Consider the following 17,686-nt stretch of genomic DNA (forward strand, 5'->3'; position numbering starts at 1 on the left):
GGCTCAGTATGCGCCGGTAAATGTTAAAAAGCCGTTTAGAAACCTGTGCAGCATCATTACTTTTTTCTATAATGGCAAAAAATCGCTACTGGTTTGCCATGCCATGTTGAATATCCGGCACCTGCACTGTGCACTTGAAATTAAAAAGTACTGCAATCTGTCAGAAGCAGCCCGACAAGTGCACCTCACCCAATCTGCCCTTACTCAAAGCATTAAAAAACTGGAAGAGAGCATTGGCTGGACGCTGTTTACCCGTTCCTCCTCCGGTATGTTCGTAACCCCGGAGGGAGATGTTTTTCTTAACCGGTTTGGCCGTGCCTTCAGTTTGCTGGAAAGCTTTGCCACCACTTTATTCAGTGCCGACAAGCATGGCAGAACGTCGTTTCTGCGGGGGGTCACTGCAAGGCAACTTGATGCTCTGGTACATATTGTTGAATTGCAAAGTTACACGGCTGCATCAGTAAAAATGGGCTTGTCTCAACCCACGCTTCACAGAACTATCCGTGATCTGGAAACCTTGTGCCAGCAAACCCTGTTCAACCGCTCCCCCACCGGTGTTGAGGCCACCTGGCGTGCCAGACAGTTTTCCCGTATTGCCTCATTGTATTTTTCAGAACTCAGCCAGGGGCTGGATGAAGTCGCAGAATTAAATGGTGAAAAGCTGGGTAGCGTGCGTATTGGCAGCTTACCGCTCGCACGGTCTGAGATTGTTCCCAAAGCTGTACTCGCTCTGCTTGAAGAGGCGCCGGGCGCCAACATAAGCATTGTCGACGGTCCATATGAAGAGCAGTTGCATGCCTTGCTGCACGGACATATTGATATACTGGTAGGCGCCCTGCGCTTCCCCGCCCTGTCTGACGATATTGAACAGATCCCTTTGTTTGATGATTACCTGTCAATTGTGACCGGCAGTCACCATCCGCTGGCCGCCAAATGCTCCCTCACGGCACAAGACTGGCAATCACTGAAGTGGATTGCGGCAAAAGAAGGTACACCTGCACGTAAGGCCTTTGGTGATGTGCTACAAGCCATTTGTCCCGATCACGCTTACGAAGTGATTGAATGCAGCTCACTGATGGCAATTCGCGGATTGCTAATCAACAGCGACCGCGCCGCCATCCTGCCTGCCCGCCAGGTTGAAATTGATGTTGCCGCAGGATTGCTGGCGGTCAACCCGACGCCCCTGAGCGATGCACCGAGACAGATTGGCTATACATTAAGGAAAAACTGGCACCCCACCCGGTTACAAAAAGAATTTTTAGATCATCTGAGGGCAAAGACTGAGGAGTCAGGAAAATAGCAAGCCCTGATCGTGTGTTAATGTCACTGGCATCGCTTATTCAAATTGCAAAAACACTGTCAAACCCTTGTACTGACGATTACAATGCGTGTCCGTTGTCCATTCATCTGTAGTGCAAGGAAATTTCATGGAAACGATACATCGCGATTTTATCGACGCCTGGCAGCGTTTCGACCACTGGCTGACGACATCATTGTTTCCGAAATGGGCTGCAGAGGGTTTTGCTGAAAACGGCGCCGCACTGGAATGTTTTGATGGTGAAGGCAAGCCCGACTGGCAAGCCGACAAGCGTATGCGGGTGCAATCAAGACAAATATTTTCAATGTGCTACGGCTATAAAAAAGGGTTCCTGCCTGAAGGTAAAGCCCTGGCGCAGGCAACGGAAAAGTTTATCAGCAACGCCTGTCCTGACGCCCTTCCCGGCTTTTACCCGATGACCCTTGATGCATCCGATAAAGTAAAAAATGCCGCTACCGATTTGTATGATGTGGCATTTTTTCTGCTGGCATACAGTTGGCAGAAAGACGCGCTGAATGATGATCATGCTCTGCTAAAAGCGAAAAACCTTGCACTGCACGTGGATACTGTTCTGAAAAGTGATCATGGTGGCTGGCTTGAAGGGACATATGCCCACACCACGCGGCGTCAAAATCCGCACATGCATTTGTTCGAAGCCTTTATTCATTTGTACCGGGTCAGTAACGACACGTTCTGGCTTGAACGCTGTAATCAGGTGTATGCACTGTTTGAGCAGCATTTTTTCGATGCACAGCACGGTGTGTTGCTGGAGTTTTTCACCACAGACTGGCAGCCTTGCCCCACCGGCGGCCGGAGTGTAGAACCCGGCCACATGATGGAGTGGGTATGGCTGCTGCATGAATTTCAGACTGTCAGTGGCACAGATACCACACGTTATCAGTCGGTATTATACCGCCATGCCAGAGACTACGGGTTGACGCCCGGTAACCGCTGGTTGCACGATACCGTTACACCTGAAGGAACAGTCGTGTCGTCCACCTTTAAGAGCTGGCCGATGACGGAGTGGATCAAAGCTGCACTGGTTCACAGCACTTTGCCTGACAATGCAAACTGTGAACAGGACATTGCCAGTGCCACATTTGCCATCCACCAGTTGATTGACGGCTTCTCCCATCCGCAACTTGAAGCCCATTACACGTATGTTATAGACAGCAACGGACAACCCGTGGACCCGAAAATGGCTGCCAGTACCTTATATCATCTGTGCATGGCACATAACGAAGCCTCCCGTTTTACCGCTGCATTTGCTGAAAGCCCTGCTATTTCCGGATAACGTATTGGGTGGACTTTCCGGCTCACGGCGTTTTGACACCGTGAGCCATTGAAACAAAATATCACAATTTCCTTCAGACATTAATTTCTCAAAAACCTCTTACAGCTCATACGCATAGCCATAAAGCAAGAAAGCGCTTACAAACGCACCCGCACACCTGTTACAAAACACGTCAATTTTATAATGACATCGATGACATAAATACATTATAGTGTTACTAAATTTACTTTTTGTTAACCATATTGATTACAAATAAAATCAATCAGGTTAAGGTCAGGATTCACTGTGTGATCTGCTTGTAGGGACAAAAACAGGCGCAGATCGTTTTCAACTTAAACAGGGGCAAAAATGTCAAAAAATACATATGATGCCATCGTAGTTGGCTCTGGTATCAGCGGGGGCTGGGCTGCTAAAGAGCTTACCGAAAAGGGCCTGAAGGTACTTATGCTTGAGCGCGGCGAAAACGTCGAGCACATTAAAGACTACACCAACATGAGTAAAAATTTATGGGACTATCCCCACCACGGTCGTCCCAGCCTGGAGGCACTGGCCTCTGAACCCAATATGGCCCGTGGTAAGGGGTATCCTTTTAACGAACCCACAATGGGCGCCTGGGCTTCTGCGCAAACATCTCCCTATGTGGAAAAAGAACCTTTCCAGTGGTTTCGTGCCTATCAGGTAGGTGGACGTTCTTTGTTGTGGGGTCGTCAGTCTTACCGTTTAAACCCTGAAGACTTCGAAGCCAATGGTAAAGAAGGTGTGGGTGTTGACTGGCCTATTCGCTATGAAGATGTGGCACCATGGTATTCGTATGTTGAAAAGTTTGCCGGAATTTCCGGTAACCGCGACGGTCTGGATGTATTACCTGACGGTGAATTCCTGCCGGCATTTGCTTTTAATGCTGTAGAAAAAGACGTTCAAGCCCGTCTTAAAAAACAGTACAAGGGCAAGCGACAATTAATTATGGGCCGTACCGCCCACATTACCGAGCAACGTCCCGAACAGGGTCGTGTGAAGTGTCAGCACCGTGACAAGTGCTGGACTGGCTGTCCTTTCGGCGGCTACTTCAGTACCCAGTCTGCAACCCTGCCAGCGGCACTGAAAACCGGCAATCTTACTCTTCGCCCGCTCGCCATCGTAAAAGAGCTGATTTACGATAAAGACACTAAGCGGGTTACCGGGGTTGAAATAATTGATTCGGAAACCGGACTAACTGAAGTTTTCCACAGTAAAATTGTCTTCCTGAATGCCTCGGCACTGAACTCTGCCTGGTTACTGATGAACTCAGCCCGTGATGTCTGGGATAACGGTCTTGGCTCAAGCTCAGGTGAACTGGGTCACAATGTCATGGATCACCACTACATGCTGGGCGGTATGGCAGAAATTGAAGGCCATCTCGACAAATACGTCTATGGCCGCAGGCCAACAGGCTTCTACATTCCCCGCTTTGCAAACTGGGGCGATGACAAACGTGACTTCCTCCGTGGCTTCGGCTTCCAGGGTAACGCATCCCGTTCAGGTTTCAGCCGCAGCGCTGACGACTTAGGTATCGGAGCCGGATTGAAAGACGGTCTCAGTGAGCCGGGTCCGTGGAGCATCAGTACAGTTGGTTTTGGTGAAATTCTGCCGGACCACCGCAATAAAGTGAGTCTGAACCATGATGTGAAAGATGCATGGGGACTGCCGGTGCTGGAAATGGATGCCAAAATCAGGGACAACGAACTGAAAATGCGTAAAGCCATGAAAGAAGACATTGTTGAAATGTTTGACAGCATCGGTCTTAAAAATGCCACCGCCTGGGAAACCACTTACCACATGGGTAAAGGTATTCATGAAATGGGCACCGCCCGCATGGGCCGGGATCCTAAGACTTCCGTGCTTAACAAGCATAATCAGGTTTGGGATGCGCCTAACGTATTTGTTACCGACGGAGCCTGTATGACATCCTCTTCGTGTGTTAATCCTTCACTTACTTACATGGCACTGACAGCCCGTGCCGCAGATTTTGCAGTAGAAGAACTCAAGCGGGGTAATCTGTAATGGATCGTCGTGATTTACTAAAACTTATCGCAACCGCCACCGGCACAAGCTTTATCTGTTCTCCGGCCATGGCCGTCTGGCAGGAGCAACCGGCCCTGACCTCTGTAAAAGACTCAGGACTTGACGACAACACCGTCGCGCTGATTACTGAACTGTGTGAAACCGTATTACCGAGAACCGATACGCCGGGAGCGAAAGATGCAGGTTTACCGGCGTTCTTTATCGGCATGATCCGCGAATGCTACACACCGGAACAACAGGCTCTGATGGAAGCCGGATTTAAAGATGTGGATGCACGCAGTCAGGAAGAATACGGTAAGCCTTTCGTTGGCTTAAGCCAGAAACAGAAAACCGCACTGGCTTCTAAACTGGACAGTGAGGCGCTGGCGTTTAACCGCGGTGAAGACTCGCCCTGGGATGGAAAAGAAGATGGCCTGCCCCATTACTTTACCCTCTACAAGCAGCTGATGATCTTTGGTTTCTTTACGTCGAAAGCAGGCGGCACTCAGGTGCTCCGTCACGTAGACATACCGGGCGACTACAAAGATATCCCTTATAAGAAAGGGGACAAAGCCTGGATGACCGTTTGGCCGATGTAAGGAGACTCCTGATGATGAAGAAAAATATACTTAAAGCCATTATTGCCGGCAGCATGGCAATGGGCAGTCTGGTAGCGACGGGCTGCGCGTCTGCCGCAGAGGTATTAACCGACTGTTCCTTACGGGATGTGCCTTTTTCCAGCTCTATGCCGGCTTACGATGTGGTAATGCGTCCAAAAGCCAGAGCCATTGTTGAAAAACACTACCCCGGCGTACTGGCTAAAATTCCGGCGTGGATCTTAAGTGAATCCATGCCTTCTTTCAGTACATTGATCACACTGGATCAGTTGCTGGCCCGTGTGGGTGTTGAAGACGATGCAAACGCTGCAGCCATGCGCAAAGAACTGGCAGGACTGCCGGTCACCCGTGAAGATAAGATTGCACGTTGTGCAAGATTCGATTCAGAACCGGTGGAATTCGACCTGGGTGAAGAACCTGTTCAGGTACTGATCTATCAGAAAATCAATGGCTATGACCACGGCGAATCAGTAACTGCTGCCACAGAAAACCTGAGCAAGCTGGCAAAAGAAATGGGCTATGGTGTTTCTGTCAGCGCCAAAGGCAGTGCCTTTACACCGGAAAACCTGTCTGAATTTGATGTGGTGATCTGGAATAATGTCAGCGGTGACACCCTCACCCTCTCTCAGCGTAAAGCGTTTGAAGACTACATGAATAACGGTGGTGGCTTCCTGGGCATACATGCATCAGCCGGCGACTCCGTGTATTTCTGGGACTGGTATCGTGATGTGCTGATTGGTGCACAGTTTATCGGCCATCCCGGCGATGACAACTGGTTCCAGGATGCATCGCTGGATGTTACCCGTCACGGCACCGGTGTAGCAGAAGGGATCCCTGACCGCTGGGAACTCAATGATGAGTGGTATTCGTTCTCAGACAGCGTGTCTTCTAAAGGCTACGACATCGTAATGGCCATAGATGAAACCACTTATGTGCCGGGTAAAGAACTGGAAATGGGTGAAGATCATCCGCTGGTCTGGACCCATTGCATCGGCGAAGGCCGGGCGATGTACAGCGCTATCGGTCACCGCAAAGAAGTTTACAACGCCGAATACAATATTAAGTTATTAAAAAACGGTATGAAGTGGACAGCGGGACAAGGTAACGATACCTGCAAACAGTGATATTTTCGCTGAACACTTAAAATGATAAGGCCCGGTCATTCCGGGCCTTTTTTCGTTTAACGGCAGATATGCCTTGTTATTGATAATAACAAACGGGGTTAAGGATTCACCCGCGTCTGATAAACCTGTCGCAGTATGCCAAGCTTTCCGGCTCTGACCTCTTTTTCAGCATGGGCTGTCTTATCAAAAACTATCCAGTTCTTGTCCTGCTTATCCACTGGCTGCCACTCAGATAAGCCCTGCCCGTTCGGGTTGCCGGTTCTTATGAAATTCCGCCAGTACGCCTGCATCGCTTTAACGGCATCATCGCCGGCAGGTTTAAAAAGTGCAAAGGTTTCTGAGGCATGACCTGCCCCCGGCGTAGTCTCATCCGCAACATCGTAAAAGTAACGGTACCCCGGTTGCTTAACAGTTTGCATTGCGCCGGTTGTCACCATACCGGCCAGAACATAACGTAAATCACCGAACAAATGTTGAAAAGGTAAGGCCGTCAGCGCCTGCTCGCCCAGTCCATACGCTTTTTGCACACTGTCAGCAGCAGATGCCGTTAAGGTGAGCATGCGCTGAGGTGACACACCGGCATAGGGATAAACATTGCCGTCGTAACTGTTTCCGCCGCTAATATAAGGTACAGCGTGCTGCTTCCCCTGAGCAAACAATCGCGCCGGTTCGTCGGGCAACGTGATACCGTCTGCAACCGGCAGGTGAAAGCCGTTTATCGCATTGACGAATGCTTCCGGACTGGTCTGATAAAGTTGCTCCCTGCTGACTTTGTCTGTTCCCGTTGCCCGCTGTGCGATGGCAGAGGACAGGATCTCTGCATCCGGGCTGCCCTGAAGGGCCGGTGCACCTGAAGTGCGTGGCAACGGCCAGGTGCCGTAGCCACTTTGAGAAATCGCGCCGGAGAACAAACCTTCAGCTTTGGGTGTTACCATTAGCATCTGCACGGCCATGCCACCTGCAGAGCCGCCGGCAATCGTCACCCTGGCGGGATCGCCACCGAATTCAGCGATATTGTCCTGAACCCAGGACAGCGCAGCGACCATATCCATCACACTATAGTTAACACCATCAGGTTGAGATAAAGCCGGATGAGCAAAAATACCCAGTGCACCAAGCCGGTAGTTAAACGATACCAGTACGAGTCCCTGACTTACCCAGTGTGAAACGATTTTGGGATCCAAATCACCTGATCCACCTACATACCCGCCACCATGAATCCACACTAACACTGGCCGCGCAGTCTGCCCGTCATCCGCTGACTGGGAGAATACATTAATTCCCAAACAGTCTTCGCTGCCATTATCTTTGCCCCGCTGCGGGCAGGGAGGAAAGAAAGACGTTGCTGCATAGGGCGATGCAATAGCATCCGGTGCCTGAGGCGGCTGCCAGCGCAAGTTACCCACCGGCGCTTTGGCATAAGGCATACCGCGGTAAAAGTTTATTCCGTCTGCATGCTGTCCGGTTACTTTACCGGAGGCGAGAGTCACCTCAGGCGTGTCATGGCCGGCAGCATACCCGCAGGATAGCGACGAAATAGTTAAAAACAGTACAGAGAAACACCCGCGAAAGCGCTGGCAGCAAAAAAAAGTGAATAACATCCTGGTCCTCATCATAGAAACCGGTGACGGGCACCGTTAAAGTTTATGCAACAATAACATTAACTTAACATTATCAGACAGTAATTGTTACCGGTAAAGCTTCTTTTATTCCTGCAACCTGATCTATTTTGTTCATTAAGTTCATGGACAAAACAAACAAAACAGACAGTTATATTTTCAAGCACAAAAACATCCATTACATAGCCTTAACAAAGGACTAACAATATTCTTGCGTCACGAAACATTGAGGTACTTTGTGATGCATAAAACAACAATTGGTCTGCTGTGCCTGGCAGCCACTTATCAGGCTTCGGCACAAACGGAATCAACCAGTAATCAGTCTCTTGAAAACAGGCTTTCTCAGTTAGAGCAACAGCTCGCATCAATGGAAGCGAAAGACGCAAGTGACGATAAATGGGTGACGTTAGGCGGACGACTTCAGATAGACGCTAACATCTTTGACGGCGCCTACAATGCAGACAACGAAGGCAACACAGGTTCTACTATTTTTCCCCGCCGTGCGCGGTTGTCGGTAGAAGGCGAACGCAGCGATCTGGAATACAAGATGATTCTGGAATTTGCCGAAGAAACCATCGAAATTTTGTTACTTCGTTTTGAATATACCGGTTTTGAAAACGGCCCGACGATTAAGTTCGGTAAAATCCGTGAAGACATTACTCTTGACGCTCTGACCAGCTCTAAGCATATGGCTTTAATTGAGCGTGCGAGCATGGCAAATACTATGTCGCCCTATTTCCGTTGGGGTGTGGCTGCGTATCAATACTTCCCGTCAACAGGTTTACGTTACGCTGTGGGTGTACATAAAAACGATGCATTCGGCGCAGAAGGTACCGATGATGACTCCGCCATTTCACTGGCAACCACCGGACGCCTCACCTGGGCGCACGAATTTAAAGAAAACAATCTGATCCACCTGGGCTCATGGGGCTCATACCGCAAAATGGATAACAGCCAGTTGTCAGCTTCTTTTGCCCGTGCGGAAGTCAGAGAGCCGAACGTGAGACTGGTAAATTATGCCGCAGGCGGCGACACCGTGCCCCTTGACCATCTGAGTCAGTACGGTATTGAAGCCGCCTACCAGTACAACAGCTTACTGGTTCAGGGTGAAGTAGCCCGGCGCAATATCGCCACCAGCGATCCTGCATCCTTGCCCGACGACGAAAACTATGACGGCTATTACTTTCAGGCCAGCTACATGCTAACCGGCGAGAGTAAGTCATATTCCAAAGGCAGCGCACGTTTCAATCAGCCTAAAGGCGTTGAAGACGCGTGGGAAATAGCCGCCCGCGTTTCGTCTATGGATGCCACCAGCGAATTTCAGGGCACCCGGGCCAAATCATTCACGGCGGGTGTGTCTTACTACATCGATGAAAATACAAAAATTATGCTGAACGGCGTGCATAGCAAAGTGTCAGGCCCCGGCACAGAAGCGCTTGTGGGTGATGAAACCAGCGGCAATGCCATCACCATGCGTTTCCATTACGACTTCTAACGGAGGGATTCATGCGTTCTGTTTTGATTAGTGCAGCAATATTGTGGCTGGTGAGTGCCAGTGCCTTCGCCAAGGATCACTTTCTGATCCCGGGCGGCCCCGGCGGAGGCTGGGACACTACCGGTCGTGGTATCGGGGAAGCGTTGATGAAGTCAGGTATTTCAGATAACGCCTCGTTTCAGAATATGTCCGGTGGGGGTGGCGGTCGCGCTATCGCTTATCTGATTGAATCGGGTAACAAACACGGCGATATGTTGATGGTTAACTCTACGCCTATTGTAATTCGTGCGTTAACCGGTCAGGTACCCTTCAGCTACCGTGATGTGAAACCCGTAGCCAGCATAATTGCTGACTACGGCGCCTTTGTGGTGCGAGAAGACTCGCCCATCAAAAGTTGGAATGAAGCCTTAGCGATCCTGTCCAAAAACGTCCGTGAACTGACCATCGCAGGCGGTTCTGCACGGGGCAGTATGGATCATCTGGTGGCTTCGCTGGCAGTCAATGCTGCCGGCCTAGACGGTGCCCGCATCCGCTACATCCCTTATGACGCAGGCGGTCAGGCAAAAGCCGGACTGCTTTCAGGTGAAGTACAAATGCTTTCTACCGGATTAAGCGAAGCACTGGAAATTGCAGAAGGTGGCCAGGCACGTATTTTAGCCATCACAGCCCCTGAAACCGTGCCCGCCTATCCGGATATTCCCACTTTAAAATCGCTGGGCTACGACGCAACGTTCGTAAACTGGCGTGGATTGTTTGCAGCGCCTGATACATCTGATGAAAAAGTACAGGAATATATCGATAAATACGCCGCGCTGCTGAAAACCCCTGAGTGGGCGGCAGTTCGTGACCGGAACGGTTGGATGGATTTGTTCCGTACCACGGACGATTTTGCCGCAGACCTGGCAGCCCAGGAAGCACAAATTAAGACCCTGATGATTCAACTTGGCTTTATTCAACAGGAGCAACAACAATGACACGTCAGTTAACCGGCCCTGCCCTGTTTCTCGTTTTTTTCACGTTTTACGGTATCTATGCCTGGCAAATTCCTCTGCTACCGTTTGAACAATATGAAGTGGTGGATTCATCCACTATGCCAAAACTCTACGCCATGGCAGGCGCTCTGTTCAGTTTTTTAGCTATCGTCAGCCATATGATTAAAAGTAAGGAACCACAGGGCGAACAAAAGCCGCTGGGGATCACTAAACATACCGTTCGTCAGACCGCGGTTGTTATGCTGCTGATGGTGATCTACAGCGCGCTGCTCGATCCGTTAGGGTTCATTGTGGCAACACTTATTTTTCTGATTTCCGGCTTTTGGGTTATGGGAGAAAGACGCGCCCGCATAGTGCTGTTCGCCTCAGTCCCTATGGTGGTGTTTTTCTGGCTCCTCATGACCCAACTTCTTGATATTTACCTGGCCCCCGGCAGCCTTTGGAGTTAACCCATGTTTGATGCAATGATGATAGGCCTGGATGCCGCATTCCAGTGGCACAATTTGATGTATGTTGTGATTGGCTGTCTGGTCGGTACCTTTATCGGTATGCTCCCGGGCTTAGGACCCATTACTGCCATCGCATTAATGATCCCCATCACTTACAGTATCGGCCCGAGTTCAGGCATGATCCTGATGGCCGGGGTTTATTACGGTGCCATCTTTGGTGGCTCAACCAGCTCCATTTTGATTAATGCACCGGGCATTGCCGGCACCGTTGCCTCATCCTTCGACGGTTATCCGCTGGCTATGAAGGGACAGGCCGGTAAAGCACTGGCTATCGCGGCCTGGGCCTCTTTCACCGGCGGCACCATTGGCGCGATAATGCTGATGGTAGCAGCTCCCACGCTGGCAGAAGTCTCGCTGAGTTTCCATTCCGGCGACTATGTAATGTTAATGCTGGTAGGTTTAACCGCTATTGCAGCGTTCTCCAGCAACGGCGAATTTTTAAAAGCCATGATGATGACCGTATTTGGTCTTGCCCTGTCCACCATTGGTATCGACCCGTCATCCGGTACTGAGCGCTTTACTTTCGGCCAGCCCGATTTGCTGGACGGGTTGAGCTTTCTGCTGATTGCTATGGCCACCTTTGCCTTGTCAGAAGCCTTGATGAATGTCATTAAGCCTGACAGTGCTAAAGACACCAGCATGGGCGGTAATCAATTGGGCAGCTTTAAGCTGAGCAAAGACGAAGTAAAAGAAATCGCGCCATCAGTAGGCCGTTCATCCATCCTTGGCTTTTTAATTGGTGTTTTGCCCGGTGCCGGTGCAACCATCGCCAGCTTTATGGCCTATGCCGCAGAAAGAAATCTGGCCCCTGCCCGCTTCAAGAAAGAGTTTGGCCAGGGTGCCAAGCGTGGTCTTGCTGCACCTGAAGCAGCGAACAACGCGGCGTGTACAGGTTCATTTGTCCCTTTGTTAACGCTGGGGATCCCTGGATCAGGTACGACGGCAATTATGCTGGGTGCACTGATTGCTTACGGCTTACAACCGGGACCGCTGCTTATGCAGGAAAATCCTGACGTATTCTGGTCTGTCATTGTGTCCATGTATTTTGGTAACGTGGTTTTGCTCATCCTGAACCTGCCACTGATCCCGTATCTGGCCAAAGTGCTGGTATTGCCCAAATCACTGCTGACCATTTTTATTCTGTTCTTCAGTTTAATTGGCGTGTATCTGGTATCCTTTAACACATTCGATTTATTTATGATGATCGGGTTTGCCTTCGTGGCGGTTGTCCTGCGCATATTACAATTCCCTATGGCCCCGCTGCTACTGGGCTTTATTTTGGGCGACATGATTGAGCGTAACTTCCGTCGTGCCATGCTGATTTCAGACGGTTCATTCAGTTTCATCTGGGAGCGGCCGCTTACCCTGTCGATTCTGATCGTGGCAATTGTTGTGTTGCTGGTACCGCTGTTAGGTTTTGTCAAAAACCGCCGGGCAAATACAACGGCAACGCCGGACTAAAAAGGGGCAAAATAACTGGTGGCAACAAGACGTTATTTCATTCGTAACAAACTGGAATCCTGGTTAGTTGCCGCCATTGTTGTTATGAGCCTGCTACAGCTTGCTGTATTAGGCTTTGCCAGCCAGTATCTGCTGGCATCTGTCATTGAAGAAAAAACCGGGCAACAGGCCCTTGCCATTGCCCGTTCCCTCGCCAGTCGTCCCGATATCATCCATGCTGTAGAAGCAGAATCCGTTCCTGAACCGCTTCAGCGGGAACTCGCTCTGCTGCAACACGGTTACGGCGCCAGTTATGTTGTCATTGGTAACGAAAGTAAAATCCGTTTATTTCACCCGGTAACAGATCGTGTCGGCCAGCCAATGCAAGGCGGCGACAGTCAGGCTGCACTGGAAGGCAACTATTACATCTCCTCTTCAACGGGTTCTATGGGTCCGTCAATCCGTGGTAAAGCGCCGGTTATCAATGCCAGTGGCGATGTCATCGGATTGGTGTCTGTGGGATTTTTGGAAAAATCAGTAAGCCTCGCCATTGAGCAACAAACCTGGCTTATCCTGGGCGTTATTTTTGTGATTCTGGCGTTGGCTGTGATTGCCGCGCGCTGGATTGGTAACCGTGTGCGTAGTCGTTTATTTGGTCTGCAACCGGATGAAATTGGCCGCTTGTATGCCGAGCAGGAAGCTATCTTTAACACCGTGCGGACCGGTATCATTGCCATGACATTGGACGGTAAAATACAACGCATGAACCAGCGTGCCAGGGTATTGTTATTCGCTGAGAACGAAAACGGCGGCACGATAAACGACATCCTGCCCCAGCATGCAGAATTTCTGCTGAAAAACACCGACAAACACATCCTTGGTTTCGAACTGTTTGCCAATCAACAATGGCTGGTGTTATCCCGCGTACCTTTACAAGTTCAGGGTCAGATGGCCGGCCTGATGCTGACGATGCGTCCTGCCGATGAAGTGGAACATTTGTCACAGCAACTTGCACGGGTGGAAGCGTTTGCTGAGCTGCTGCGGGTTCAGACTCACGATTACTCGAACAAACTGAATACCCTTGCCGCCTTGCTGCAGATGGGGAATGTGGAAAAAGCCCTTGAACTGATCAGTAATGAAAGTCAGGAAGTGCAGACGCAGGTACACAGTCTGGTCGGCCGGGTACAAACGCCGGTGCTCGCCGCTTTGTTGTTCGGCAAATATCACAAAGCACAGGAAGGCAATGTGGCGCTGGACATCAGTCCGGATACGCAGCTTTCTGTGATTAACGATAAACACTTACTCGAATGTCTGGTTTCTATCTTCGGTAACCTGATCGATAATGCCATCGAAGCGTCCCAGCGTGCGAGCAGTCACCGGCCGGCAAAAGTCAGTGTGAGCCTGGAAGAAATGGGCAATAATATCGTTTTCGATGTTGAAGACAGCGGTGACGGTATTCCCGCTGCTGAATATGAACGTATTTTCGCACCGTCGTTCAGCTCAAAATCTGATGCCCGTCATGGAGTGGGCATGTATATAGTGAAAACGCATCTTGAAGGCTGCAACGGCAGTATCGAGATTGGCGAGTCGGAATCAGGCGGAGCCCGCTTCTCTGTGTATATTCCGAGAACAGAAGTGTCAAAATAGTTATGCCCTACTCTTGTATTATTGTTGAAGATCAGCCCCACGTAGCCCAGTATCTGGCTCAGTACCTCATTCAAACCGGTCGCTACATGGTGATGGGCATGGCAAATAACGTGGCGGCAGCTGAAGCTTTGCTCGGCGCCATGCAGCCTGACTTACTTCTGCTGGATGTTTATCTGCCCGACGGTAATGGCCTTGAACTGATGAAAAGCCATCACGATGAATTGCAGAAGACAGAAGTGTTTCTGCTAACGGCAGCGAAAGAAGTACAGGTACTGGAGCAGGCAATGAAATTAGGCGTGTCTGACTTTCTGGTAAAACCGATTCTGCAAAGTCGTTTGGAACAGGCCCTGCAGAACTTTGAGAACCGCCATAAGCAGTTATCCGGTGCGTCAGAGCTTACGCAAACTGTCGTGGATCAATTCTTCAGCCGGCAGAGCGACGGAAAGGCGCAGCGCTTACCCAAAGGCGTAGATGGCCTGACACTTCAAAAAATACAGCAGGTCTTTACTGCAGCGCCTAAAGACAGCCTGAGTGCACAACAGGTTGGTGACACTGTCGGCGTAAGCCGCTCCACCGCCCGTCGCTATCTCGAATACTTATTGGAAACCGAAGAGCTTATTGCTGAGCAGGTTTACGGCAACGTGGGCCGCCCCGAGCGCTGCTACCGGTTGAGATAGCAACGCAGGAAAAGGCTACTGCACAAATGTAACCGCAGCTTCCGGTTCGGTGTTGTAAGTTGTACCGTCTTCCATGGTCAGTTTAAACATGTACCAGTAGGTTGTACCATTTTCCAGTGACAAGGTGTCGGTCAGGCTGCCGCTGACCGGCGCTGACGGGCTGATACGCGTGCGCCCGCTCAGTTCTGCTTTGGTGTTCCGGTAAAGTTGTACACCACGAATAGCTTGCGGGAAATCTTCCAGTTGCCAGCTGACCACAATACCGTCACCGTTTTGCACTGCAGACAAATGTGTTTTGGGCTCCAGCAGACGTTCTGCATTCACCGGATCACTGGTTATCTGGCCTTTTGACGCAGTATCAAACACCAGCCAGTAAATGTACGGCGTACCGGGCACTGATGATTCATCTGTCCACTGTGTTGAATCCGCTGCAAGTGAAGCGACTCCTGATGCCTGTTCAAAAACGGGATCGGCTTCACCCTCAACACGCTCTGCGCGGAACACAAATACACTACTCACTTCAATATTCGCAGTGAACCAGCTTAAGGTTACCGGACTAGCAGAACTTTGATGAAAAGTGCGGATATCCGGTATGTCGCTTGAAGTTAATGTTGCAGTTGTCACAGGCAATAACTCAGGCTCATTATGCTTACTTTTCACACTGCCCCAGTAGTAATACCGGGTGTCCGGTTCGACATCAGTGTCCACAAAACGGCTTTCACCACTGCCCAGAGTAGTGAGCAATTCCCGGGTTTCCGGATCATCAGATAAACTCTTATACAGTGTCATTCCTTTGTAAGGATAGCCGTTTGAATGAATGCTGATTTCAACCGAGTCTGCATTTCCGCGGGCAACAGCCTGCAGCCACAACTGACTTTTTTGTGTCTGAATGTCATATACCGGCATAGCTTTCATATCACTTCCCAGGTAAAAGGAAGGATGAGGCGGCTGGTTATAACCCACGTTTTGCCACGCAATAGCTGTCCGGTATTGCGGGTTGTGCATCAATGCCGGAATACGGTATTCCGTGTCTTCAGTGGTAGAAAAGAGAAGTAAAGCACTGCTGTCACTGTTGGCCCAAATGACTTCTTCCCGCCAGTCACCCAATATATCTGCCGACAGAACCGGCGTTGCTTTCGTGCCGTTATTCGACACGGCTCCCCATTCGCTTCCATCGAGTACGACTTCAGAGGTTTCCGTAGCCGGCTGCCACTTATAGATCCGGTTTCCGTCCAGTAACTCGCGATTCAAATCACCATCCCACCATGATAAAAAATTTACCTGAGACGGCCGGGTATCCGAAATAACTGTTCCGTTGGCAGCGACCAGTCCGCCCCGGGTTGCCCAGTTCTCGTTACCTGTATATGCGGGGTCAATATCAGCACTTACGCCCCGCCCCACATCGGTACCGTTGCCTGAACGATGCCATAAGATTTCACCGGTGGCGGCATCATGTAATTCAACGCCATACTCTGTGCCGTCTTTGGTATAGGCAGACGGTGATTCATGCACCATATGAATTTCAAGACCGGGACGTTCAGGATCGATATCCGACATATGCAAAGCATCACCGTGACCTAAATCCGTGCTATACAGCAAATGGCCGTCATCGTCGATAGTAGCGGCGCCGTACACGATCTCATCTTTTCCGTCGCCGTCAACATCTCCCACAGAATTGCTGTGGGCTCCCTGACCATATCCACCGGCATCTGCACCGCCGTTATTACTGTCATAAACCCAGCGGCTGACAAACTGACCGTCAACCCAGTCGAAGGCACTGACAACTGCTCTGGTGTAATACCCTCTGGCGAAAAAAGCGGTGGGTGTGGAGCCGTCAAAATAGCCCACGCCAGCAAGAAAGCGATCCACCCGGTTTCCGTAACCATCCCCCCAACTGCTTACACTGCCCCGCTCAGGGACATAATCAATGGTATCCAGTGCCTTTCCTGACAAACCATCGAACATGGTTAGAAATTCAGGTCCGTCCAGCACGTATCCCTGACTGTTACGGTAATCTGCGTTGGTATCACCCATTACCATACCCTCTCCGTCCACAGTGCCATCCGCCGTTTTCATGGCTACTTCAGCCCGGCCATCCTGATCGAAATCATAGGCAACAAACTGAGTATAATGGGCGCCGGAACGAATATTCCTGCCAAGGTCAATACGCCAAAGTTGCTGTCCTTCCAACGTGTAGGCATCCAGGTACGTGTTTCCGGTATGACCGGCCTGTGAATTGTCTTTGGCATTTGACGGATACCATTTAACAATGACTTCGTACCGGCCATCTCCCGTTAAATCCGCCACCGAGCCATCATTTGCAGAATAAGTGAAGGATTGTCCGTTTACCCAGCCGTCCGCAGGCTTGTTCAGCGGGATCTGCAGCATCACATCCTGCCAGGCTGTGGCCATGGCAGCACTGCGATCTTTCTTGCGTTTATTTTTGTTGTTCAAGCCGGAAGCTTTAATTTCATACACATCATCTTTGTCTCCCTGCGGGTCGGTGAAGAAAGTCGCACCGGATAGCTTTTTACCGTTCAGCTTGTGACCGTTCCTGTAAATTTCAAAGGAAATATCGAGCGGATCGGTGCCCAGCAACCGCCAGCTCACCGCGTTGCCCTGCTCAGCGGGAATGACAACCAGTCCCCGGTCGAGGGATTCCATGATGATACCGGTAGCGGGATCGCTTTGATTTTGTCTGTGTCTGTCGCTGGCATCAGCGCATGCGGCACTGAGCATAAGGACGGGAGGGATTAAGGCGCCGGTGATAAGGCGGCCGGATTTTAGTGCACGATGCTTAGTCTGGAATATCATGTATTTTCCTTGTCCAAAATATCAACAAAAATGTTAATTTTTCGTAAACTAGAAAATTACACGCAAGGACTCAAGCCAAACCTGTCAACTTCTGTCAGTT

Annotated in this window: 13 protein-coding genes; 11 read left to right on the forward strand and 2 right to left on the reverse strand. The window is 50.3% G+C overall.

Annotated elements, in window-relative coordinates:
- The first annotated feature begins 103 nt into the window (after positions 1-103).
- From ACXAH4_RS08655 to ACXAH4_RS08675, 5 genes are all read left to right on the forward strand, one after another.
- A complete protein-coding gene (locus ACXAH4_RS08655; protein ID WP_474881512.1) occupies positions 104-1,300 on the forward strand; it encodes a LysR family transcriptional regulator in 1,197 nt (398 codons plus the stop codon).
- A gap of 127 nt (positions 1,301-1,427) precedes the next feature.
- Positions 1,428-2,612, forward strand: a complete 1,185-nt coding sequence (locus tag ACXAH4_RS08660) for an AGE family epimerase/isomerase (RefSeq protein ID WP_474881513.1) — start codon at positions 1,428-1,430, stop codon at positions 2,610-2,612.
- A gap of 348 nt (positions 2,613-2,960) precedes the next feature.
- Positions 2,961-4,652, forward strand: a complete 1,692-nt coding sequence (locus tag ACXAH4_RS08665) for a GMC oxidoreductase (RefSeq protein ID WP_474881515.1) — start codon at positions 2,961-2,963, stop codon at positions 4,650-4,652.
- On the forward strand, positions 4,652-5,251 hold the full coding sequence (locus ACXAH4_RS08670; RefSeq protein WP_474881516.1) for a gluconate 2-dehydrogenase subunit 3 family protein: 600 nt from the start codon (positions 4,652-4,654) through the stop codon (positions 5,249-5,251). Before ACXAH4_RS08665 ends, ACXAH4_RS08670 begins: the two co-directional genes overlap by 1 nt.
- An 11-nt stretch (positions 5,252-5,262) precedes the next feature.
- The gene (locus tag ACXAH4_RS08675) at positions 5,263-6,393 is read left to right on the forward strand and encodes a ThuA domain-containing protein (RefSeq protein ID WP_474881518.1); all 1,131 of its coding nucleotides are present in this window, start codon (positions 5,263-5,265) and stop codon (positions 6,391-6,393) included.
- Between the two features lie 98 nt (positions 6,394-6,491).
- On the opposite strand, the gene ACXAH4_RS08680 is transcribed toward ACXAH4_RS08675, so the two are convergent.
- Positions 6,492-7,994, reverse strand: a complete 1,503-nt coding sequence (locus tag ACXAH4_RS08680) for a carboxylesterase/lipase family protein (RefSeq protein ID WP_474881519.1) — start codon at positions 7,992-7,994, stop codon at positions 6,492-6,494.
- Positions 7,995-8,253: 259 nt separating this feature from the next.
- Here ACXAH4_RS08680 and ACXAH4_RS08685 point away from each other — a divergent pair, with 259 nt between their 5' ends.
- Genes ACXAH4_RS08685 through ACXAH4_RS08710 form a run of 6 tightly spaced genes read left to right on the forward strand, consistent with a single transcriptional unit; the run spans position 8,254 to position 14,772 of the window.
- The gene (locus ACXAH4_RS08685; protein ID WP_474845508.1) at positions 8,254-9,507 is read left to right on the forward strand and encodes an OprO/OprP family phosphate-selective porin; all 1,254 of its coding nucleotides are present in this window, start codon (positions 8,254-8,256) and stop codon (positions 9,505-9,507) included.
- A gap of 11 nt (positions 9,508-9,518) precedes the next feature.
- Entirely contained in the window at positions 9,519-10,481 is a 963-nt protein-coding gene (locus tag ACXAH4_RS08690; protein WP_474845506.1) for a Bug family tripartite tricarboxylate transporter substrate binding protein, read from the forward strand.
- The gene (locus ACXAH4_RS08695; protein WP_474845504.1) at positions 10,478-10,948 is read left to right on the forward strand and encodes a tripartite tricarboxylate transporter TctB family protein; all 471 of its coding nucleotides are present in this window, start codon (positions 10,478-10,480) and stop codon (positions 10,946-10,948) included. The genes ACXAH4_RS08690 and ACXAH4_RS08695 overlap by 4 nt, the downstream gene beginning before the upstream one ends.
- A 3-nt stretch (positions 10,949-10,951) precedes the next feature.
- Positions 10,952-12,469 (forward strand): tripartite tricarboxylate transporter permease, encoded by a 1,518-nt coding sequence (locus ACXAH4_RS08700; protein WP_474845502.1) that lies wholly within the window; start codon positions 10,952-10,954, stop codon positions 12,467-12,469.
- Positions 12,470-12,487: 18 nt separating this feature from the next.
- Positions 12,488-14,095 (forward strand): sensor histidine kinase, encoded by a 1,608-nt coding sequence (locus ACXAH4_RS08705; protein ID WP_474881521.1) that lies wholly within the window; start codon positions 12,488-12,490, stop codon positions 14,093-14,095.
- A 2-nt stretch (positions 14,096-14,097) separates the two neighbouring features.
- Complete coding sequence (locus ACXAH4_RS08710; protein ID WP_474881522.1) at positions 14,098-14,772, forward strand: response regulator; 675 nt, start codon at positions 14,098-14,100, stop codon at positions 14,770-14,772.
- A gap of 15 nt (positions 14,773-14,787) precedes the next feature.
- Here ACXAH4_RS08710 and ACXAH4_RS08715 read toward each other — a convergent pair whose 3' ends face one another.
- Positions 14,788-17,586: a rhamnogalacturonan lyase family protein gene (locus ACXAH4_RS08715; RefSeq protein ID WP_474881524.1), complete on the reverse strand. Its 2,799-nt coding sequence runs from the start codon at positions 17,584-17,586 to the stop codon at positions 14,788-14,790.
- Between the last annotated feature and the right edge of the window lie 100 nt (positions 17,587-17,686).

This window comes from Alteromonas sp. ABV2_168, from assembly GCF_056161165.1.